The sequence below is a fragment of the Parafrankia sp. BMG5.11 genome (assembly GCF_004337455.1).
Genome location: NZ_SJXI01000001.1, coordinates 17,285 through 37,007 on the forward strand (window position 1 = coordinate 17,285; position 19,723 = coordinate 37,007).

The window sequence follows — 19,723 nt, forward strand, 5'->3', positions numbered from 1 at the left end:
TCGGCCGGCGGTCGGGCGCGATTGGCATGTCGCGCCTGATCCTTTACCCCCTGCACCTGACAGGTGGGGGGTCGGACGATGACGAGTGTTCTGAAGGTCGAGGCGCTGACCAAGCGTTTCGCCGACGTGCTGGCGGTCGATGACCTCAGCTTCGCGGTCGAACCGGGGGAGATTTACGGCTTCCTCGGCGGCAACGGCGCCGGCAAGACCACCACCTTGCGCATGGTGCTCGACATCATCCGGCCGACCAGCGGACGGATCGAAGTACTGGGCGGCGCGCCCGACCGGCGCAATACCGCCGCCATCGGCTTCCTCCCCGAAGAGCGCGGGCTCTATGGCAACATGAGCGCGATCGACGCGATCACCTATTTCGGGCGAATGAAGCAGATGCCGGCGGCCGAGGCCAAGGCGCATGGGCTGGAGCTGCTCCAGCGGTTCGACCTGGGCGACCGGGCGAAAGCGAAGATCTCCGAGATGTCGAAAGGCATGGCGCAGAAGGTCCAGCTCGCCACCGCGATCGTCAACCGCCCGCAATTGCTGATCCTGGACGAGCCGTTCTCGGGCCTCGACCCGGTCAACCAGCAGCTGCTGGAGGACGAGATCGTCAACGCGGCCAAGGGCGGCGCGGCGGTGATCTTTTCCACCCACGTGATGCAGCACGCCGAGCGATTGTGCGACCGCATCCTGCTGCTGCGCAAGGGGCGCAAGCGGTTTGAAGGCACGATCGACGAAGCGCGCGGCACCTTGCCGGCCCGGATCGACGCGGTTGCGCCCGGCGGCATCAGCGGGATCGAAGGGGTGGCGGAAGCGCGCGCGGGGGCCGATCTCGGCAACGGCTGGAGCGAATACTCGCTGCACCTCGATCCCGGGGTCGACGCCGCCGACGTGCTGCAGCGCTGCACTGCCAGCGGCCTGCCGCTGCGGCGGTTCGAGGAACGCCGCGCGACCTTGCACGACGTGTTCGTCCATCTGGTCGGCGGGACCGACGAAACCGCCGGGGAGCGCGCGCAATGATCCGCAACATCCTGCTCGTCGCCGGGCGCGAGTTCCACCAAGTCGTCCAGCTCAAGAGCTTCTGGCTCACCCTGCTGCTGATCCCCGCGGCGCTGGCGCTGGGGCCGATCCTGGGCGAGCGGCTGGAAGACCGCGATCCGATGAAGGTGATGATGATCGACCGCGCCGGCGGCACCGCGCGCACCGCGCTGGAGCAGCGGTTCGCGGTCGAGCATGATCGCGAAGTGCTCGCCGCGCTGTCGCGTTACGTTCGCCGCCACGGGCTGGAGAAGGCCGACCCGCAGGCGCCGTGGGCGGCGCACGACCGGTGGTACACGCCCGTCGACGTCGCCGCGTTCCGCGCTGCCGGCGGCGTGGATGCCGCGATCGCCAGCATCGATCGGGTAAAGGCCGAGGACACTCCGGCATTCGAGGCCGATCCGCCGCGTTATGCCTTCGTCGCTCCGCCTGCCTCGCTGGTGGCGGCGCAGGGGCCGCAGCTCCAGGCCGCGGTGGACCGCGCGCTGGAGGCTGACGACAGCACTACCGACCACGCCGACCTGGTCGTGCTGGTGGGATCGCAGTACCCCGCGGACCCGACCGTCCGGTTATGGGCCAACGAGCGGCCCGATACCGATTTCGTCACCTCGCTGCAGGACACCCTCACCGCCGATCTGCGTCAGCGGTTGCTGGCCGATGGCGGGATGTCTGCGCAAGCCGCCGCGGCGGTGCAGGCCGCAGCGCCGGCGATCGCCGTCACGACGCCGCCGCCCGGGGGCGGGGGCAAGGAGGCGATGCTGGTGCGCTCGATCGTGCCGCTGGCGCTCGCCTATATCCTGATGATGGGGCTGATGCTGTCGGGCAGCTGGATGCTGCAGGGTTCGATCGAGGAACGGTCGAAGAAGCTGCTCGAATCGATCCTCGCGTGCATCACGCCGGAAGAGCTGATGTACGGCAAGCTGCTGGGCGCGCTGGCGATCGGGCTGTCGATGCTCGCCGTGTGGCTGGGCACCGGCGCGGTGGTGGCGTTCGCCACCCATGGCGCCATCGCCGACCTGATCCGCCCCGCGCTCGCCCCGGTTACGTCTCCCGGCGCGATCGCCACGCTGATCTTCTTCTTCATCGCGGGCTACATCGCGATCTCGATCGTGTTCGTCGCGATCGGCGCGATGGCCGACACGATGAGCGAAGCGCAAGGTTTCCTGATGCCGGTGCTGCTCGCGATCCTGCTGCCGGTCACATTCCTGATGCAGGCGATCATCGCCGGCAATTCAGGGCCAATGGTGCAGGTCCTGACCTGGGTGCCGATCTGGACCCCGTTCGCGGTGCTCGCGCGGCTGGGCATGGGCATTCCCACCGCCGAGCTGATCGGCGCGGGCGTGGTGCTGACCGCGTTCATCGCGCTGGAGGTGATCTTCCTCGGCCGCCTGTTCCGCGCCAGCCTGCTCGCGCAAGGACAGAAGCCGGGCCTCAAAATGCTGATGGAGCGGCTGCGGCCCACGACGGAATAGACCGTCCGATACGAAGCGCGGGAACGGGTTGGCGCCCCCGCGCTTGAATCGGGCGTGCCCCCGCCGTTTTCCTGGATCAGGCCCGAACCGTGGGGCATTCATGTCGTGCCGGCGGATGCGTGGATCGACCCCTCGCGCGCGGTCGATCGCGCGCTGGTCACGCACGGCCACGCCGATCATGCGCGCGGCGGGCATGGACAGACCGTCGCGACCCCTGAGACACTGGCGATCATGGACCTGCGCTATGCCACGCGCGATGGCGCCACCCCGGTCGCTTATGGCGAAACCATCCGCCTGCCCGGCGGAGTCGACGCGACCTACGTGCCGGCCGGACACGTCCTCGGCAGCGCGCAAATCCTGCTCGAGCATGCCGGCGAGCGAGTAGTGGTGACCGGCGATTACAAGCGGCGGCCGGACCCCACCTGCCCACCGTTCGAAGTCACTCCGTGCGATATCTTCATCACCGAGGCGACCTTCGGCCTGCCCCTGTTTTGCCACCCGCCGATCGGCGAGGAGATGGCCAAGCTGCTGGGCCGCCTGGCAGCGCATCCCGACCGCTGCGTGCTGGTTGGCGCGTACGCTTTGGGCAAGGCGCAGCGGGTAATCGCCGAACTGCGTGCCGCCGGGCATCACGCGCCGATCTATCTCCACGGAGCCCTGGTCAACATGTGCCGCCTCTACGAAGAATTCGGCGTCGATCTGGGCGAGCTCAAGCTGGTCAGCGAGGCGACCAAGGACGAGATGCGCGGCCACGTGGTCATGTGCCCGCCGGGCGCGCTCAATGATCGGTGGAGCCGGCGGCTACCTGATCCGATCACCGCGATGGCATCGGGCTGGATGCGGGTGCGCCAGCGCGCGCGTCAGCGGAACGTGGAGCTGCCGCTGGTCATCTCCGACCACGCCGACTGGGGCGAGCTTACCCGCACCGTGCAGGAGGTGAACCCGCAGGAGACCTGGATCACCCATGGGCGCGAGGAAGCGCTGCTGCGCTGGCACCAGCTCCACCAGCGCCGCGCGCGGGCGCTGGCGCTGGTCGGCTACGAGGACGAGGATGACTGAGGCCGCAGCCCCCGCGTCGATCCCGGCGGGATCACTTGATCGCGGCGAGGCTCGTTTCGGCCTTCGCCAGCATTTCCGCCGTCAGCTGGTCGGGCGCCATCGACGCGATCATCCGCAGGCTCATGCCCTTGAGATGCTCGTAATGCTGGTGCGTGGTCAGGCCCGGCAGATTGGCATCGAGCGCCGCCTTGCCCGCCGGATCGGCCACGATCGTCTCGACCGGGGTGTCGAGGTTGAGCCGCGCGGTGGCTGCTTCGGCAGTCGGGGCGGCATCGTCCGCCTGCGCGGCGGCGGGAGCAAGCACCAGGGCGGCGGCGGCAAGAAGCATGCGCATATCAGGAAATCCTCTGGAATCGGCCCCGCGCGACGGTCGCCGGGATTTGCGCCGACATTACCGCGCCCGGGCGCGGCTGCCTAGATGGAAGAACTCGCCGCCCTCATCGATGCGCTGGTCTACACTCGCAGCCGCAACGAGAAACTGCGGCTGATCGCCGAGTACCTGCGCGCCGCGCCCGACCCCGACCGCGGCTGGGCGCTGGCCGCGCTGACTGACGGGCTCGATTTTCCCGCGGTCAAGTCTAGCACGATCCGCAACCTGCTGATGGAGCGGGTCGATCCGGTGCTGTGGACTCTGAGCCGCGACTTTGTCGGCGATACCGCGGAGACCGCCAGCCTGCTGTGGCCCGCGCCCGAGGTACCCTCTTCCCCGCCGACCGTCACCGAGGCGGTAGAGCTGCTGACGGCCATGACCCGCAAGTCGGTGCTGAGCGAACTGCCCGCGCTGCTCGATCGGCTTGATCCGTCGGGCCGCTATGCGCTTCTAAAGCTAGCCACCGGTGCAATGCGGATCGGCATCTCCAGCCGGCTCGCCAAGGTCGCCTTCGCTCAGGCCTTCGATGTGACGGTGGAGGAGGTCGAGGAGCACTGGCACGGCCTCACCCCGCCGTACGAGCCGTTGTTCAACTGGGGCGCACACGGCCATGCCGCGCCCGACACCGCGAACATGCCGACCTTTCGGCCATTCATGCTGGCGCACCCGCTCGAGGAAACCGTGGTCGATCTGGCCGACTATGCCGCGGAGTGGAAGTGGGACGGCATCCGGGTCCAACTCGTCCGGATGGGGGGCGAAACGCGGCTCTATTCGCGCGGCGGGGACGACATTTCGGGCACCTTCCCCGAACTGCTCGACATCCTGCCGATGGACGCGGTGCTCGACGGCGAACTGCTGGTGCGCGGGAGCCACCAGGGCGGCGAAGAAGGGGGCGCGGCCAGCTTCAACGCGTTGCAGCAGCGGCTTGGGCGCAAGGTCGTCGCCAAGAAAATGCTCAGCGAATACCCAGCGTTCGTGCGGCTGTACGACGTGCTGATCCTGGAAGGACAGGAATTGCGAGAGCGTCCGTGGGCCGAACGGCGCGAGGCGCTAGAGGCGCTGATGCCGCGCCTGCCGGTCTCGCACTTCGATCTCAGCCAAGTGATCGAGGCCACCGACTTCGAACAGCTCGGCCAGATCCGCGCCGGCACGCGTGACGAGGCGATCGAAGGGCTGATGCTCAAGCGCCGCGATTCGCCCTACATCGCCGGACGCAAGGTGGGCTTGTGGTACAAGTGGAAGCGTGACCCGCTGCTGATCGACGCGGTGCTGATGTACGCCCAGCGCGGTAGCGGGAAGCGATCGAGCTTCTATTCGGACTATACCTTCGGCTGCTGGGACGGCGACCCCGATGCGGGCGCCGAGCTGCTGCCGGTGGGGAAGGCCTATTCCGGCTTCACCGACGAGGAGCTGAAGAAAATCGACCGCCACGTGCGCACTCACACGGTGAACCGCTTCGGCCCCGTCCGCGAGACCGACCGCAGCCTGGTGTTCGAACTGGCGTTCGATTCGGTGCACGAGAGCAAGCGCCACAAGTCAGGCCTCGCGATGCGCTTCCCGCGGGTCCACCGGGTGCGGTGGGACAAGCCGCCGCACGAAGCCGACCGGCTGGATGCGCTGAAGGCGTTGATCAAGGACTGACCCGCGACTACGCGACCGCGATGCACACCGCCGAAACGCTTCTCACCACGTACGACAACATGCTCGGCTCGCTCGACGGGTGGCTGGGCAAAGCGGCCGACCACGGGGGCGATGCGCTGTTGGAGCGCCGGCTGACCGACGACATGTTTCCGTTGTCGCGCCAGCTCCGGTTCTGCTGCAATCTGCCGGGCGAGACGATGGCCGGCGCCGCGGGCGTGGCCTATTCTTCCAGCGACATCGACGACGAGACTCTGACCGCCGCGCGCGAGCGGATCGCCGCGACCCGCGTGCTGATTTAGGGCTGGCGAAAGACCCCTTTCGGCGGGGACGATGCGGCGGTCGAGCTGAGCCTCGCCAACGGCATGACATTCGATCTCGATACCACCGGCTACGTGCGCGACTGGGCCCTGCCCCAGTTCTATTTTCACCTGATGACCGCCTATGCGATCCTGCGCACCGCCGGGGTGCCGCTGGGTAAGGCGGACTACGTCGGCTACATGTTCAGGTACCTGCGCCAGCCCCCCGCCAGCGCCAGCTAAGTCGCGCTACGCAACATCCGCCAGAATCGCCGCGGCGTGGGCGCGGCCGTTCTCGACATAGTGCGCGACGCCCATGCGCATGCCGGCGATCGCCATGTCGTCGAGATCGCGCATCTTGCGCGCGGGTCGCCCGCCCCACAACTCGCGCGGGGCCATCACCTTGCCTTCGGTCAGCATCGCGCCCGCCGCGAGCATCGCGTCGGATGCGATCACCGCCTTGTTCATCGCGATTGCCCCCAGCCCGACAAAGCCGCGATCCTCGATCCGGCAGCCGTGCAGCATCACCATGTGCCCCACCAGCACGTCATCGCCGATGATCAGCGGCGAACCATCGGGATCGCCGGGGCGTTCGGGATCGCAGTGCAGTACGCTGCCATCCTGGATGTTGGTCCGCGCGCCGATCACGATGCGGCTGACGTCGGCGCGCAGCACGCAGTTGTACCACACGCTGGAATCGGGCCCGATTGTCACGTCGCCGATGATCGTCACTCCGGGCGCGATGAAGGCGCTGTCGTCGATCCGGGGGGTCTTGCCGTGGATCGAGATGAGGCGGACACCGGGGCGGTCGATCACGTGGCAGTCTCCCATTGGTCGCGGCGAAGCGAATAGACGATCGAGGGGTTGAGCTCTTCGCCGAAGCGAGGATCGACGTAGTCGAGTTCCGCGCGCCGCTGCATCCCCAGCCGCTTCATCAAGCCCCAACTCGCCGCGTTGCCTGGAACGGTGAGCGCGACCACCTCGTCCGCGCCAAAGCGGGTGAACGCCGCGCCGAGCGCGGCGGAGGCGGCTTCGCGCGCGTAACCCTGACCCCACGCGTCCTCGCGCAGCCGCCAGCCGATTTCCACCGCCCCGGTCACCGACGAGCCCGGCGCATCGGCGCGCTTCAGACCGCAGAATCCGAGTACGTCGTCATGGGATTTCCGCTCCACCACCCAGAAGCAGAACCCGTTGGCGGCCTGGCAGTTCTCCACCCGCGCGCGGGTGGCGGCCATGCCATCTTCGTCGAGCACCCCGCCGAGCCAGCGCATCACCGCAGGCGTATTGGTCCCGGCCCAGAACCGCGGCCAGTCCGCCTCGCGCCACTCGCGCAGGACCAGGCGGTCGGTCTCGATCATGCGCCGAGCAGCCGCGCCGCATGGGCGGCATGGTATGTCAGCACGCCTGAACACCCGGCGCGCTTGAACGCCATCAGCGTTTCCAGCACCAGCGCGTCGCGGTCCCCTGCACCCGCCGCCGCGGCCGCCTCGATCATCGCGTATTCCCCGCTCACCTGATAGGCGAACACGGGCACCGCGAACCGCTCCTTCACGCGCCGCACGATGTCGAGGTAGGGCAAGCCCGGCTTGACCATCACGCTGTCGGCACCCTCGGCCAAGTCCAGCGCCACTTCGCGCAAGGCTTCCTCGGCATTGGCGGGATCCATCTGGTAGCTTTTCTTGTCGCCCTTGAGCAGGCCGCCCGAACCGACCGCATCGCGGAACGGGCCGTAGAACGCGCTCGCGTACTTGGCGGCGTAGGCCATGATCTGGACATTGTGGTGCCCGCCCATTTCCAGCGCCATGCGGATCGCGCGCACCCGGCCGTCCATCATGTCGGACGGGGCGATCACGTCGGCGCCGGCTTCGGCCTGGTTGATCGCCTGATCGACCAGCACCGCCACGGTGTCATCGTTGACGACATAGCCGCTCGCGTCGAGCAGCCCGTCCTGGCCGTGGCTGGTATAGGGATCGAGCGCCACGTCGGTCAGCACCCCGATGTCGCTGCTGCACGCATCCTTGATCGCCTTGATCGCGCGGCACATCAGGTTGTCGGGGTTGAGCGCTTCCGCGCCGTTATCGCTGCGCAGGTGGCCCTGCGTATTGGGAAACAGCGCCACGCACGGAATGCCCAGCGCGACCGCTTCTTTCGCCCGGGCAGCGATGCCATCGACCGACCAGCGCGATACGCCGGGCAGCGAGCCGATCGGCTCCTCGACACCCGATCCATCGGTGACAAACAGTGGCCAGATCAGGTCCGCCGGCGTGAGCACGGTCTCGCGGTGGAGCGCGCGGCTCCACCCGCTGGCCCGGGTGCGGCGGAGGCGGAGATTGGGATAAGCGCCAGTCATGGCCAATGCTGTTGCCGCAATCGGCCACTTCGCGCAATCGGCGCTACTTCGGCTCCAGCCGGTCGATCTCGCGCGCCGGTTCGGCGGAAGCGGTTTCCTCCCGCCCCGCGCCGATGTCCGCCAGCGCTGCGCCGGTCGGGACGGTCTTGAGCTGCGCCAGCACCGCGCGGAAGCGGGCAAGGCTTTCTCCCGAAAGCAGCGCGCGGGTGACGTAGGCGACGCTCGCCGGATTGATGGCCTGCCCGTTGCGGTACATTTCGTAATGCAGGTGCGGCCCGGTCGACAGGCCGGTGCTGCCGACATAGCCGATGACTTGACCGCGCCGGACCTGCTGCCCGCCCGAAACCGCCATCCGGCTCATGTGGCAATAGCGGGTGGCAAGTCCGGCGGCGTGTTGCAGCTTCACCGCGTTGCCGCACCCGCCCGCGCGCCCCGCCGACAGCACGTAGCCATCGGTGACCGCGACGATCGGCTGGCCATAGCCGCCCTTGAAATCCATCCCCGCATGGCGGCGCAGGTAGCCCAGGATCGGGTGCCGCCGCATGCCGAAATTGGAGGTGATCCGCCCCGGCACCGGCTGCAGCAGTCCGCTGGTCTGCTCACCCACGCCCGATGCCTCGTAGAACTGGCCGCCGGGGCCCCACCGCATCAACTGGGTGCGCGGCTTCCCGGCGCGTTCGATCCCGGCATAGAGCAGCTGGCCCGCCTGCCGCTCGCCCGTCGCGGCGCGGCGGTAGGACACGATCAGGTCGAAGGTGTCGGTTGGCAAGACCCCGTTGTCGAGGTCCACCTGGCTGCCGAGTTCACGCAAGTACTGCTGCACCGCGCTCGCCGGAGCGCCGGCGGCCCGCATCGACCTGTAGAGGCTCGTCCCCGCAACCCCGCGGATGCGCAGAGGAGTGGCGTCCACCCGGATCGGCTTGCGCTCCAGCGCCAGCCCACCGCCGCTCCGCTCGATCGAGAGCGCCAGGTCGAACCGCGCGCGGAAGGATAGCGCATCCAGCGGACGCGGCTGGCCCTCGCCCGGCGGGCGGCCCAGGGTCACGTCGACCTGCGTGCCCGGAGCGATGTCGCCCAAGCGAACGGTCTGCGCGATCAAGCTCTCGACCCGGGCAGCATCACCCGCCCCGATCCCCGCACGCTGCAGCATCCGGCCGAAGCTGTCCCCGCGCACGAGGGTGGCGACGAACTCCACGGTCGGTCGCTCGGGCGCCGCGCGCAGCGGCACCACCGCACGGGTCGCGCCCATGTGACGCCCGCTATCGGCGCCCAGCGCCAGCGGCATGATCATCTGGCTGCGGAATTCATCGCGCACCGCATCGTCGACCCGGGTGGCGGGCGCGGCTTCCAGCGGCGCGAAGCCGGGCCAGAACGCGAGACTGACCGCGCTGAGGCCGATGAAGGTGCCAAGCCCGCGGAACCACCGGCGGCTGCCGATCGCTTCCGCCAGGTCGGGCGCGAGGTCGACGCGGGCGAGGCGCTCTTCGGCCTGCCAGCGCCACGCGTCCCATCGCTGGCCCAGCAGATGCACGCGCTTGAGAAGACCGGGAACGGGGGCAGGCTCGATCTGCGCGTGAGTCAGCGCCGCGGCGCGCCAGCCCGGCGCACCGTCGGCGGGGCCGTGCCCCGGCGCATCGATCTCGCGCGATTGAAACACCCGCGCCCTCCATCATCGCGGCGAAGCCAGCGCTCGCCGCGTCCCGGCCGGTTTCCTGCCCGAACGAAGTTAACAGCCGCCTAATCCGGCCGGCTCGGCGGGTCGCCAAGCGCGGTTGCGGCAGGCGGACTGCGGTGCCACATTGCCGGGCGTGACGATCAAGGCGGTCCTCGGGCCCACCAATACCGGCAAGACCCACCTCGCCATCGAGCGGATGTGCGGCCATTCATCGGGCGCGATCGGCTTTCCGCTGCGCCTGCTGGCGCGCGAGGTGTACGACCGGGTGGTTCGGATCAAGGGCGAGAAATCGGTCGCGCTGATCACCGGCGAAGAGCGGATCGAGCCCAGGGACGCGCGGTATTTCTGCTGCACGGCGGAAGCGATGCCGCGGCTCGGCGGCGGGCACGCGTTCGTGGCGCTAGACGAAGCGCAACTGTCGGCCGACCGCGAGCGGGGCCACGTGTTCACCGACCGGTTGCTCCACGCGCGGGGCCGCGAGGAGACGATGCTGCTCGGCTCCTCCACGCTCGAACCGATGATCAAGGCGCTGATTCCCAAGGCCGAGATCGTCACGCGCCCACGGTTCTCCACGCTGACTTACGCCGGCGCGCGCAAGCTGTCGCGCCTGCCGCCGCGCAGCGCGATCGTCGCGTTCTCGACCGAGCAGGTCTACGCGATGGCCGAGATGCTGCGGCGCTTTCGCGGCGGCGCGGCGGTGGTGATGGGCGGGCTCAGCCCCGAAACGCGCAACCGGCAGGTCGCGTTGTTCCAATCGGGCGAGGTCGATTACATCGTCGCCACCGACGCGATCGGCATGGGCTTGAACCTCGATGTCACGCACGTGGCCTTTGCCGGTCTCAGCAAGTTCGACGGCGTGCGCCAGCGGCGGCTGACCCCGGCGGAGATGGCGCAGATCGCCGGGCGCGCGGGGCGGCACCAGCAGGATGGCAGCTTCGGCACACTGTCGGGCTCCGGCACGCGCGAAGGCGGGCCCGAGTTCACCGACGAGGAAGTCTATGCGATCGAGGAGCACCGCTTCGCGCCGCTGACTTCGCTCTACTGGCGCGAGGCGGAGCCGCGGTTCGACACCGTCGCCACCCTGATCGCCGATCTGGAATCGCCGCCGCCCGAACCCGGGTTGGCGCGGGCGCCCGAGGCGGTCGATCTTGCCGTGCTCAAGCGACTGGCGGAAGATCGGGCGATCGCTGACGTGCGTGGGCACGGGATGGTGCGCCGCCTGTGGGAGGCGGCCAGCCTGCCCGACTTTCGCCAGAGCGGGCCGGACACCCATGCGCGCTTCGTCGCGCGGCTGTGGCAGGACCTGCGGCAGGGCCATCTGGGCGCGGACTATGTCGCGGCGCGGATCGCCGAACTCGACCGGCCACAGGGCGATATCGACACCTTGCAGGGGCGGGTCGCCGCCATCCGCAGCTGGGCTTATATCGCACAGCGCCCCGATTGGGTGCTGGCGCGCGACGAGATGGCGGCCCGCGCCCGCGCGGTCGAGGCCCGGCTGTCCGATGCGCTCCACGCGCGGCTGACCGAGCGGTTCGTCAACCGGAGGACCACGATCCTGATGAAAAGCATCGGCACCGACGCCAGCCTGTTGCCCGTCGCCCTGGGCGAAGGTGACGTCGTGACGGTGGAGGACGAGCCGATCGGCCATCTGGAGGCGTTTCGTTTCGTGGTCGATCATCAGGCGAACCACGCTGACCGGCGGATGCTGCTGGCCGCCGCCGAGAAAGCGCTTCCCCGATTGCTGGGGGAGCGCGCGCGCGGTCTCGCGGCCGATCCGTCCGCACTGGAACTGGCACAGGGCGAAATCCGCTGGCGGGGAAGGCCGCTGGCGCACCTCGCTTCCGGCCCTTCCGCCACCCGGCCACGGGTCGTGCCGTCGCGCGATCTAGCCATCGTGCCCGACACAGACCGGCAGGCGCTGCTGACGGCGGTCGAGCGCTGGTTGGCCGCGCGACTGTCGCCGCTCGCCCCGCTGACCGGGCTGGAGGCGGCCACCCGCGATCCCGATGTCGGCAGCGAGGCGCGCGCACTGCTGCTGGCGCTGGTCGGCGGTCACGGAGCGATCCCGCGCGATCGGGCCGGGACCGAGCATCTGCCGCGCGATGCGCGCCCGTTGCTGCGCCGCCTTGGCGTCACCTTCGGCGCGCTCGACGTGTTCGCGCCTGCCCTGCTCAAACCCGCGGCACGGCGAGCGCTTCACGCGGCGGGGATCGACCGCCGACCTGTGGCCAGCGACATGCCGCCGGTGCTGGCCGCGAGCCGGCAGCTGCCGGCCGGCTACCGCCCGGCAGGGGAACAAGCGGTGCGGGTCGATGTCGCCGAAAAGCTGGTGCGCGCCGCGCATGATGCGCGGGTGAAGGCGGGGCGCTCGCGCCACTTCACGCTCGATCCGGCGCTCGCCACCTCGACCGGGCTCAAGCCGCACAGCTGGGCGCGCTTGCTCGGCGCCGCAGGGTTCAAGGTGCAGCGTTCGCGTGCCCTGGCGCAAGGTGCGTTCGGCCCGCCGGCGCCCGATAGATGGACCTGGCGTCCGGCGCGGCCCGCTCCTCCCGCGCCCTCCCCCGCCGCCGCCGCGCGTCAGGGCAATGCGTTTGCCGCGCTGGCGGATCTCGTGCGGCCTTGAGCGCGGGCCGCGAATGAGGATCGACAAGCTGCTGTGGCAGTTGCGCGTCACCAAGACCCGCGGTCTTGCCCAGGCGCTCGTTCTGCAAGGCCATGTCAGGCGCAACGGCGCGCGCGTCCTGCGCGCCAGCCAGGATGTGGTGCAAGGCGATACGCTGACGCTGCCGCTGCCCGGCGGGGTGCGGGTGATCGAACTGCTCGCCCTGCCGGCACGCCGCGGTCCGCCCGCCGAAGCGCAAGCCTGCTACCGCGCGCTTGACCCGAACGCGATTCCCGCCATAGCACCCGCAGAACCGACAACGCCTGGAAGGGGCCCGCCGCAATGACCTACGTCGTCACCGACGCATGCATCAAGTGCAAGTATACCGACTGCGTCGAGGTCTGCCCGGTCGACTGCTTCTATGAAGGCGAGAACATGCTCGTCATCAACCCCAGCGAATGCATCGACTGCGGCGTGTGCGAGCCCGAATGCCCAGCCGAAGCGATCCTGCCCGATACCGAGGACAACCTCGAGCAGTGGCTGGAGCTCAACACCAAGCTGTCCGCCGAATGGCCCAACATCACCCAGAAGAAAGATCCGCCGGCCGACGCCGACGAGCACAAGGGGGAAGAGGGCAAGTACGAGAAGTTCTTCTCTCCGGAACCCGGCGAGGGCGATTGATCGCCCCGGTTTGACCGGTTCCGCCCGGCACCGCGCCCCGGATGATGCCCGGGGTGGAAATTTTCGTGCGGCCGTGCTATATAATCCGTCAAGCACGCCGGGGCCGGATTCCCGGCGGTGATGCTTACAGTCAGGAAGGCACGCCGCACTCTCGAAATGACAGGGCTTCGGACGACCGCGTGAGTGCGCGGTCGGTGGAGTGCCTTGGACGTTTCGCCGCCGGCCTGCCCGCACGAAAGGATACTTGATGGCTAGTCAGGCCCCCACCGCTTTCGACGTCGGCGACTATGTGGTCTATCCCAAGCACGGCGTGGGCCGGGTGGTCGAGCTGCAGAGCGAGGAAATCGCCGGCATGAAGCTCGACCTCTATGTCCTCCGCTTTGAAAAAGAGCGGATGACCCTTCGCGTGCCAATGAACAAGATCGAATCGATCGGCATGCGCAAACTGTCGAGCGACAAGACGCTGAAGGAAGCGATGGAAACCCTGAAGGGCAAGCCCAAGGTCAAGCGCACGATGTGGAGCCGCCGGGCGCAGGAATACGAAGCCAAGATCAATTCTGGCGACCTGGTCTCGATCGCCGAGGTGACCCGCGACCTGTTCCGCCCCGAAGACCAGCCCGAACAGAGCTATTCGGAACGCCAGATCTTCGAAGCCGCCTCCAGCCGGCTCGCGCGCGAGCTCGCCGCGATGGAGAAGACCGACGAGCCCGCCGCGCTCAACAAGATCCTCGACGTGCTGCGCGAACACGCGCCCAAGTACTACGAGACCGCCGAAGAGGCCTGATCACTCGGCCGCTCCGCAAAAAGGCCGCTCCCCTCCGGGCAGCGGCCTTTTTTGCGCCTATCTCCGAACCGATTACATTTGTCGACGAACTTCTTGGACCGCGCTAACGTCGCACGATAGGATCGCGTGGCTTACCAAGGAGCCTGTCATGCGCCCGTTCATCGCATTTTCCGTCGCCGCGCTCAGCGTCGCCGCACTCAACGTCGCCGGTCCTGCTGCCGCCGATCGTCAGCACAATCCGGTGGACGACGGGCGCCCGCTCGCACGCGAATGGGTCGAAACCGGGGAATATGCCGGGCTGAGCGCGCTTGGTCCCGATCACGTCCGCTTCTCCACCGGTACCCAGTGGCAGGTGCGGGCCGAGGGTGATCCGCGCACGCTTGACCGGCTGCGGTTCGTCGTCAGGCAGGACAGCCTGCTGGTGGGCCGCCGTTCGGGCGACGATAGCAAGCTTCCGGCTGCGACCATTCACGTCACCGCACCAGCGATCCGCGCTGCTACGCTCGCCGGGTCAGGGACGCTGAACGTCGACCGCCTGAGCGGGAGCGCCGTTTCCGCGACGGTGGCGGGCTCGGGTGACCTGACGGTCGGCGCGGTCACGACAAAGGCGCTGACCGGCACCGTCGCCGGCTCGGGCAATCTGCGAATCGCGGGCCGCGCCGAGCGCGCCAACCTGACCGTGGCCGGCAGCGGGCGCGTCCATGGCAGCGCCCTCCAGGCCGACCGCGTGAGCTCGACCGTCGCCGGCTCAGGCGGGGTGACGGTCCATTCGGATGGAACGGTCGCGGCGCAGATCAGCGGCAGCGGCGATGTCGCCGTGGCCGGCCACGCCACCTGCCGCCAGAGCCGGATCGGCTCCGGCAAGCTGCGCTGCGGAGGCTGATCGACCAACATCCCTGCGGGATCGACGGACGCACCGCCGCTGACCCCGGCCCAGGCCCGACACCGATTGCACAGATTTGCTTGCTGTATTACATCGGCAACACGGACTGGATCATATCGCAAGGATCAATTGGTCATGCTGCACAAGATACTGAAGACCGCCGCGCCGGTTCTGGCGCTGGCTCTCGTCGCCGGCTTGGCCGGTTGCAACGGCAAGATCTCGGTCAACGGGAACGAGGGCGTTCCGCTGTCAGAATTGGACCTGACCGGCAACGCGCCGACTGAACTGGTGCTCGCTGGCCCTGATACTGTGATCGTCACCAAGGGCGACAAACTGTCCATCGATGTAGAGGGCGACGCCGAGGTGTCCGGCGCCATGCGGTTCACCCTCGACGACGAAGCGCTCGGGATCATGCGCGAGAACGGCTGGAAAGGCCCGGGCAAGGCGATCGTGCGCGTCACCCTTCCGCAGTTGTCCAAGCTGACCCTCGCGGGTTCGGGCACGGTCGAAGCCGACAGCGTCACCGGCGCCACCGAACTGGTGATCGCGGGCAGCGGAACCGCGCGGGTGACCGGGGTGGACGCCGATAAGCTGGAGGTGACCATCGCCGGATCGGGCACCCTTGACGCCACGGGCCGCGCCCGGTCGCTTGACTTGACCGTCGCGGGATCCGGCACTGCCCGGATGGCCGGGCTCAAGGTCGACAAGGCCGAGGTGACGATTGCAGGGTCGGGCGATGCCAGCTTCGCCTCCGACGGGACGGTCGATGCCACGGTCATGGGATCGGGCAACGTGACGGTGACGGGGCGGGCCAAGTGCACCATCCAGTCAATGGGATCGGGCAAGCTGCACTGCCAGGCTGAGGGCGCTGCGGACGCCGCGCCTTCCCCGGCCGCCCAGGCGACCGAGGCAGGCGGCGCCAGCCAGCCGGATGCGCCCGCCGCTTAATTCATCGCGCTGCAACGCCGCGACCGCTAAAGGACCGCGCAACGAAAGGGAATTTTCGATGCGCGGTCCTCTTCTTGCCCTGCTGGCGGTTGCGCCGCTCGCGCTGTCCGGTTGTCTTGCCAAGACCGCCTTCGATGTCGCCACCGCCCCGGTGCGCGTGGCATCGAAGGCCGTCGATCTCGCCACCACCAGCCAGGCGGAGGCCGATCAGAAGCGCGGGCGCGAAATCCGCCAGCGTGAGGAGCGCCTCGGCAAACTGCAGCGCACTTACGAAAGGCAGCTCAAGGAGTGTCACGACGGCAAGCGCGCGGCTTGCAGTAATGCGCAAGGCACTTATGCGGAAATCCAGCTGCTGATGCCGTCGGTGCCCGCCGAACCCGAAGATCCGCGCCGCCGCTAGGCCGCGGCGCGCCGCAACCGATCGTTGATCGCCGCGCCGATGCCGCTTTCCGGCACCGGTGCGACCGCCACGCGCGGCTCACCCGACGCAGCCGCGAGGTGAAGGCAGGCGTAGAGCCGCGCCGCCGCTTCGGCCGGGTCGCCGGTGGCCGACAGGCTGCAGTCCCCCGTCACCGTCCCGAACCCGATCAGGAACTCGCCGGGATCGGCGGCGGTCGCGTTCAACCGCACCGGCTTGCCGGGAGAATAATGCTGCGCGAGCTGCCCCGGCGCCTCCACCCGCGCGGTGGTCACCTCGAGCGGCGCGCCCAGCAGTGCGATCAGTTCGCGTTCGGTGACCGGACCCGCGCGCAGCAGTTGCCAGCCCACCGCCCGCACCGCGACGATGGTTGATTCCAGCCCCCGCCCGCATGGTCCGCCATCGAGCACTGCGTCGATCCGCCTGTCCAACGTCGCCCGGACGTGATCCGCAGTGGTGGGGCTGACCGCCCCGCTACGATTGGCGGATGGCGCGGCAACCGGCACCCCACTGCGCTGCAGCACCGCTTGCATGATCGGATGCGCCGGACACCGCAGTGCGATCGTGGGAAGGCCGGCGGTGACCGCTGCAGTGACTGCAGCTTCGGCCCGCAGCGGCAGCACGAGCGTGAGCGGACCGGGCCAGAACCGCGCGGCCAGCATCCGCGCACGGGGATCGAACTCCGCCAGCGCCTCGGCCGCCGCCAGATCCGGCACATGCACGATCAACGGATTGAAATCGGGCCGCTGCTTGGCGCGATAGATCGCCGCCACCGCCTCCGTGCTGTCGGCTCGCGCAGCCAGGCCATACACCGTCTCGGTCGGCAGCGCGACGAGGCCGCCCGCTGCGAGCAGCTCAGCTGCCCGCGCGATTCCCGCGTCGTCCGCCTGCAGCCGCTCGGTGTGCTTGTCGCCCATCGCGCCGCGCTATAAGCGCAGTCGACCATTCGCCCAAGGAGAACCGCCCCGTGTATCGCCCCGCCACCGCCGACCAGTTGCTCGCGCTCAAGGTGTGCGCCGGGATCGAGGAGCTCGCCCGGTCGGACCGGTTCGCGGCCGCCGAACCTGACATGGTGGAGGCGATCGTCGAAGGCATCGGCGCGTTTGCCGCCGGTGAATGGGCGCCACTGAACCGGCTGGGCGATCTGGAAGGCGCCCGCCTGGAGAACGGCGTGGTCCGCTTGCCCGAAGGGTTCGCGGATGCCTACCACCATTACGTCGAGCAGGGCTGGAATGCGATCGCCGCCCCCGCCGAATTCGGCGGGCAGGGGCTGCCGTTTGCGCTGGGCTGCAACGTGCTGGAAAATCTTGGCAGCGCGAACTTCGCGTTCAACCTGCTGCCGATGCTCACCACCGGGGCGATCGACGCGCTGGAACAGCATGGGTCGGACGCGCAGAAGGCGCTCTACCTGCCCAAGATGATCAGCGGCGAATGGTCGGGGACGATGAACCTGACCGAACCGCAGGCGGGCAGCGACCTTGGCGCCCTGCGCACGGTCGCCACCCCGGTCGAGGACGGGGAGCACGCCGGCAAGTACCGTATTGCCGGGACCAAGATCTTCATCACCTGGGGCGACCACGAGCTGGCGGAGAACGTCATTCACCTGGTGCTCGCCCGCCTGCCCGATGCACCCGAGGGCAGCCGCGGCATCTCGCTGTTCGTGGTGCCCAAGTACCTGGTGAACCCTGACGGATCGCTGGGCCCGCGCAACGACCTGCGCGCGGTGAGCCTGGAACATAAGCTGGGCATCCACGCCTCGCCCACCTGCGTGATGAGCTATGGCGACAGCGGCGACTGCATCGGCGAACTGGTCGGCCAGCCGCACCGCGGACTGATGGCGATGTTCACCATGATGAACAACGCACGGATCAACGTCGGCAACCAGGGCGTGCAGATCGGTGAGCGCGCTTTGCAGGCAGCGGTCGCCTATGCCCGCGACCGCGTGCAGTCCGTGCGGGCGGGCGCGGCCGATCGCAACGCGGTGGCGATCATCGAACATCCCGACGTGCGCCGGATGCTGCTGCGGATGAAGGCGCTAACCGAAGGCGTGCGCGCGCTGCTCTACTACACCGCCGGGCAAGTCGATCGCGGAACGCTGGGGAACGCGGCCGCCGCCGCGCGGGCGGAATGCCTGGTGCCGATGCTCAAGGCATGGGGCACCGATGTGGGGGTGGAGGTCGCCAGCCTGGGGGTCCAGGTCCACGGCGGAATGGGCTTCGTCGAGGAAACCGGCGCCGCACAGCATTACCGCGACGCGCGCATCGCGCCGATCTATGAAGGCACCAACGGCATCCAGGCCGCCGATCTCGTCACCCGCAAGCTGGGCCTGGAGAACGGCGAAGTGCTCGATGCATTGTTCGCCGAGATCGCCACCGACGAACATCCGCGGCTGGCACGCCTCGCCGCTGAATGCCGCGACCTCGCCCGCTGGATGCGCGAGACCGCCTCGATCGACGACCGGCTCGCGGGCAGCGTGGCGTTTACCACGATGAGCGCCGTCGCGGTCGCCGGGTGGCAGTTGGGGCGGCAGGCGCGCGCCGTGGCCGGCGGCGCCGCGCCGTCGCTCAGCGCGAGCAAGCCGGTGACCGCGCGCTATTTCCTTGAGCAGATCGTGCCCGAAGCGCTCGGTCTCGCCTCGTCTGCGCGCGGCGGGGCGGAGGTGCTCTATGCGCTGCCGACCGAGGCGCTCATCGCGTGACCGATCCGCTGGAGCGGATCGCCGCCGCGCTGGAGCGGCTGGCACCGGCTCCGCTCACGCCGCCCGACTGGCACGCGCACCCGGCGTACGTGTGGGACGGACGCACGGCGCGAGGGGTGGACCGGATCGAGGCGCCCGCACTGGCACAGCTGCTCGGCATCGATCGGCAAAAGCATCTGGTGACGGCCAATGTCGCCCGGTTGGCGCAGGGTCACGCGGCGCATGACATGCTGCTGTGGGGCGCGCGCGGCATGGGCAAGAGCGCCCTGGTTCGCGCCGCCGCGGTGACCGCGCAGCAGACCGGCGGATCGCTCGCGCTGGTGCAGGTCGCTGCCGATGCGCTAGCCAGCCTGCCGGCCCTGTTTTCGCAGCTCGCATCGGAGCGGCGCAACTTCCTGGTCTACCTTGACGATCTCGGCTTCGCGGAAGGCGATACCGGCGGCCCGCGCCATCTGCGCAGCTGGCTGGAGGGCGGGGTGGAGGCGAGGCCGGCCAACGTCCGCCTGGCGGTCACCAGCAACCGCCGCGCGATCGTGCCGCGCCACGCTGGCGAGCCGGACGATCCACTCAATCCGCGCGACGCGCTCGATGACCTGCAGGCGCTGGCAGACCGGTTCGGGCTGGCGATCGGGTTCCACAACGCCAGTCAGGACGAATATCTCGCGATGATCGCCGCCCACGCCGCGCCGCTTGCGCTCGCATGGGACGAGGCCGACGCGCTCGAATGGGCCAAGCGCCGCGGAGCGCGTTCGGGCCGCACCGCGTGGCAGTTCGTCACCGAGCTTGCCGGCCGCGCGGGGCGGCCAACCTAACC

General features: G+C 69.0%; 19 protein-coding genes and 1 pseudogene. 14 read left to right on the forward strand and 6 right to left on the reverse strand.

From position 1 onward, the window contains the following. The first annotated feature begins 78 nt into the window (after positions 1 to 78). The 3 genes from E0504_RS00090 to E0504_RS00100 are packed head-to-tail and all read left to right on the forward strand — an operon-like array spanning position 79 to position 3,563. The gene (locus E0504_RS00090; RefSeq protein ID WP_131620736.1) at positions 79 to 1,014 is read left to right on the forward strand and encodes an ABC transporter ATP-binding protein; all 936 of its coding nucleotides are present in this window, start codon (positions 79 to 81) and stop codon (positions 1,012 to 1,014) included. Next, positions 1,011 to 2,504 (forward strand): ABC transporter permease, encoded by a 1,494-nt coding sequence (locus E0504_RS00095; RefSeq protein ID WP_131620738.1) that lies wholly within the window; start codon positions 1,011 to 1,013, stop codon positions 2,502 to 2,504. Before E0504_RS00090 ends, E0504_RS00095 begins: the two co-directional genes overlap by 4 nt. 54 nt (positions 2,505 to 2,558) lie before the next feature. Further along, positions 2,559 to 3,563 carry a ligase-associated DNA damage response exonuclease gene (locus tag E0504_RS00100; protein WP_131620740.1) on the forward strand — a complete coding sequence of 335 codons (1,005 nt, stop codon included), beginning with the start codon at positions 2,559 to 2,561 and terminating at the stop codon, positions 3,561 to 3,563. Positions 3,564 to 3,594: 31 nt separating this feature from the next. Here E0504_RS00100 and E0504_RS00105 read toward each other — a convergent pair whose 3' ends face one another. Further along, on the reverse strand, positions 3,595 to 3,891 hold the full coding sequence (locus E0504_RS00105; RefSeq protein WP_207912026.1) for a hypothetical protein: 297 nt from the start codon (positions 3,889 to 3,891) through the stop codon (positions 3,595 to 3,597). 90 nt (positions 3,892 to 3,981) lie between these two features. Between E0504_RS00105 and E0504_RS00110 the strand changes: the two genes are divergently transcribed. Further along, positions 3,982 to 5,574 carry a cisplatin damage response ATP-dependent DNA ligase gene (locus E0504_RS00110; protein WP_131620744.1) on the forward strand — a complete coding sequence of 531 codons (1,593 nt, stop codon included), beginning with the start codon at positions 3,982 to 3,984 and terminating at the stop codon, positions 5,572 to 5,574. Positions 5,575 to 5,594: 20 nt separating this feature from the next. Continuing rightward, positions 5,595 to 6,113, forward strand: a pseudogene (locus tag E0504_RS51855) (DUF1993 family protein). Positions 6,114 to 6,119: 6 nt separating this feature from the next. Here the strand turns inward: E0504_RS51855 and E0504_RS00120 are convergent. The 4 genes from E0504_RS00120 to E0504_RS00135 are packed head-to-tail and all read right to left on the reverse strand — an operon-like array spanning position 6,120 to position 9,877. After that, positions 6,120 to 6,683 carry a gamma carbonic anhydrase family protein gene (locus tag E0504_RS00120; protein ID WP_373693855.1) on the reverse strand — a complete coding sequence of 188 codons (564 nt, stop codon included), beginning with the start codon at positions 6,681 to 6,683 and terminating at the stop codon, positions 6,120 to 6,122. Next, entirely contained in the window at positions 6,683 to 7,228 is a 546-nt protein-coding gene (locus E0504_RS00125) for a GNAT family N-acetyltransferase (RefSeq protein ID WP_131620748.1), read from the reverse strand. The genes E0504_RS00120 and E0504_RS00125 overlap by 1 nt, the downstream gene beginning before the upstream one ends. Then, the gene (gene hemB, locus E0504_RS00130; RefSeq protein ID WP_131620750.1) at positions 7,225 to 8,220 is read right to left on the reverse strand and encodes a porphobilinogen synthase; all 996 of its coding nucleotides are present in this window, start codon (positions 8,218 to 8,220) and stop codon (positions 7,225 to 7,227) included. The genes E0504_RS00125 and hemB overlap by 4 nt, the downstream gene beginning before the upstream one ends. Positions 8,221 to 8,263: 43 nt before the next feature. After that, positions 8,264 to 9,877 (reverse strand): M23 family metallopeptidase, encoded by a 1,614-nt coding sequence (locus E0504_RS00135; protein ID WP_207912030.1) that lies wholly within the window; start codon positions 9,875 to 9,877, stop codon positions 8,264 to 8,266. Between the two features lie 142 nt (positions 9,878 to 10,019). Here E0504_RS00135 and E0504_RS00140 point away from each other — a divergent pair, with 142 nt between their 5' ends. From E0504_RS00140 to E0504_RS00170, 7 genes are all read left to right on the forward strand, one after another. Further along, a complete protein-coding gene (locus E0504_RS00140; RefSeq protein WP_373693850.1) occupies positions 10,020 to 12,518 on the forward strand; it encodes a helicase-related protein in 2,499 nt (832 codons plus the stop codon). A 13-nt stretch (positions 12,519 to 12,531) separates the two neighbouring features. Next, positions 12,532 to 12,843 carry an RNA-binding S4 domain-containing protein gene (locus E0504_RS00145; protein WP_131620752.1) on the forward strand — a complete coding sequence of 104 codons (312 nt, stop codon included), beginning with the start codon at positions 12,532 to 12,534 and terminating at the stop codon, positions 12,841 to 12,843. Continuing rightward, positions 12,840 to 13,178, forward strand: coding sequence for a ferredoxin FdxA (fdxA, locus tag E0504_RS00150; protein WP_131620754.1), 339 nt, complete (start codon positions 12,840 to 12,842; stop codon positions 13,176 to 13,178). The genes E0504_RS00145 and fdxA overlap by 4 nt, the downstream gene beginning before the upstream one ends. Before the next feature lie 247 nt (positions 13,179 to 13,425). Beyond that, a complete protein-coding gene (locus tag E0504_RS00155; protein WP_131620756.1) occupies positions 13,426 to 13,962 on the forward strand; it encodes a CarD family transcriptional regulator in 537 nt (178 codons plus the stop codon). A gap of 148 nt (positions 13,963 to 14,110) precedes the next feature. After that, positions 14,111 to 14,845 (forward strand): head GIN domain-containing protein, encoded by a 735-nt coding sequence (locus E0504_RS00160; RefSeq protein ID WP_131620758.1) that lies wholly within the window; start codon positions 14,111 to 14,113, stop codon positions 14,843 to 14,845. Positions 14,846 to 14,980: 135 nt separating this feature from the next. Further along, the gene (locus tag E0504_RS00165; RefSeq protein ID WP_131620759.1) at positions 14,981 to 15,793 is read left to right on the forward strand and encodes a head GIN domain-containing protein; all 813 of its coding nucleotides are present in this window, start codon (positions 14,981 to 14,983) and stop codon (positions 15,791 to 15,793) included. A gap of 58 nt (positions 15,794 to 15,851) precedes the next feature. Then, positions 15,852 to 16,193: a hypothetical protein gene (locus E0504_RS00170; protein WP_131620761.1), complete on the forward strand. Its 342-nt coding sequence runs from the start codon at positions 15,852 to 15,854 to the stop codon at positions 16,191 to 16,193. Here the strand turns inward: E0504_RS00170 and E0504_RS00175 are convergent. Further along, complete coding sequence (locus E0504_RS00175; protein WP_131620763.1) at positions 16,190 to 17,128, reverse strand: L-threonylcarbamoyladenylate synthase; 939 nt, start codon at positions 17,126 to 17,128, stop codon at positions 16,190 to 16,192. The two genes, E0504_RS00170 and E0504_RS00175, sit on opposite strands and share 4 nt — an antisense overlap. 152 nt (positions 17,129 to 17,280) lie before the next feature. Between E0504_RS00175 and E0504_RS00180 the strand changes: the two genes are divergently transcribed. Further along, on the forward strand, positions 17,281 to 18,909 hold the full coding sequence (locus tag E0504_RS00180; RefSeq protein ID WP_131620765.1) for an acyl-CoA dehydrogenase: 1,629 nt from the start codon (positions 17,281 to 17,283) through the stop codon (positions 18,907 to 18,909). Next, positions 18,906 to 19,721, forward strand: coding sequence for a DUF815 domain-containing protein (locus tag E0504_RS00185; protein WP_131620767.1), 816 nt, complete (start codon positions 18,906 to 18,908; stop codon positions 19,719 to 19,721). The genes E0504_RS00180 and E0504_RS00185 overlap by 4 nt, the downstream gene beginning before the upstream one ends. Positions 19,722 to 19,723 lie beyond the last annotated feature (2 nt).

Bases quoted from the DNA above. Each gene is read 5' to 3' on its own strand.
- E0504_RS00165 (WP_131620759.1), top strand. From the start codon at position 14,981: ATGCTGCACAAGATACTGAAGACCGCCGCGCCGGTTCTGGCGCTGGCT.
- E0504_RS00110 (WP_131620744.1), top strand. From the start codon at position 3,982: ATGGAAGAACTCGCCGCCCTCATCGATGCGCTGGTCTACACTCGCAGC.
- E0504_RS00180 (WP_131620765.1), top strand. From the start codon at position 17,281: ATGGTGGAGGCGATCGTCGAAGGCATCGGCGCGTTTGCCGCCGGTGAA.
- E0504_RS00095 (WP_131620738.1), top strand. From the start codon at position 1,011: ATGATCCGCAACATCCTGCTCGTCGCCGGGCGCGAGTTCCACCAAGTC.
- E0504_RS00090 (WP_131620736.1), top strand. From the start codon at position 79: ATGACGAGTGTTCTGAAGGTCGAGGCGCTGACCAAGCGTTTCGCCGAC.
- E0504_RS00155 (WP_131620756.1), top strand. From the start codon at position 13,426: ATGGCTAGTCAGGCCCCCACCGCTTTCGACGTCGGCGACTATGTGGTC.
- E0504_RS00175 (WP_131620763.1), bottom strand. From the start codon at position 17,128: ATGGGCGACAAGCACACCGAGCGGCTGCAGGCGGACGACGCGGGAATC.
- hemB (WP_131620750.1), bottom strand. From the start codon at position 8,220: ATGACTGGCGCTTATCCCAATCTCCGCCTCCGCCGCACCCGGGCCAGC.
- fdxA (WP_131620754.1), top strand. From the start codon at position 12,840: ATGACCTACGTCGTCACCGACGCATGCATCAAGTGCAAGTATACCGAC.
- E0504_RS00160 (WP_131620758.1), top strand. From the start codon at position 14,111: ATGCGCCCGTTCATCGCATTTTCCGTCGCCGCGCTCAGCGTCGCCGCA.
- E0504_RS00145 (WP_131620752.1), top strand. From the start codon at position 12,532: ATGAGGATCGACAAGCTGCTGTGGCAGTTGCGCGTCACCAAGACCCGC.
- E0504_RS00125 (WP_131620748.1), bottom strand. From the start codon at position 7,228: ATGATCGAGACCGACCGCCTGGTCCTGCGCGAGTGGCGCGAGGCGGAC.
- E0504_RS00105 (WP_207912026.1), bottom strand. From the start codon at position 3,891: ATGCTTCTTGCCGCCGCCGCCCTGGTGCTTGCTCCCGCCGCCGCGCAG.
- E0504_RS00170 (WP_131620761.1), top strand. From the start codon at position 15,852: ATGCGCGGTCCTCTTCTTGCCCTGCTGGCGGTTGCGCCGCTCGCGCTG.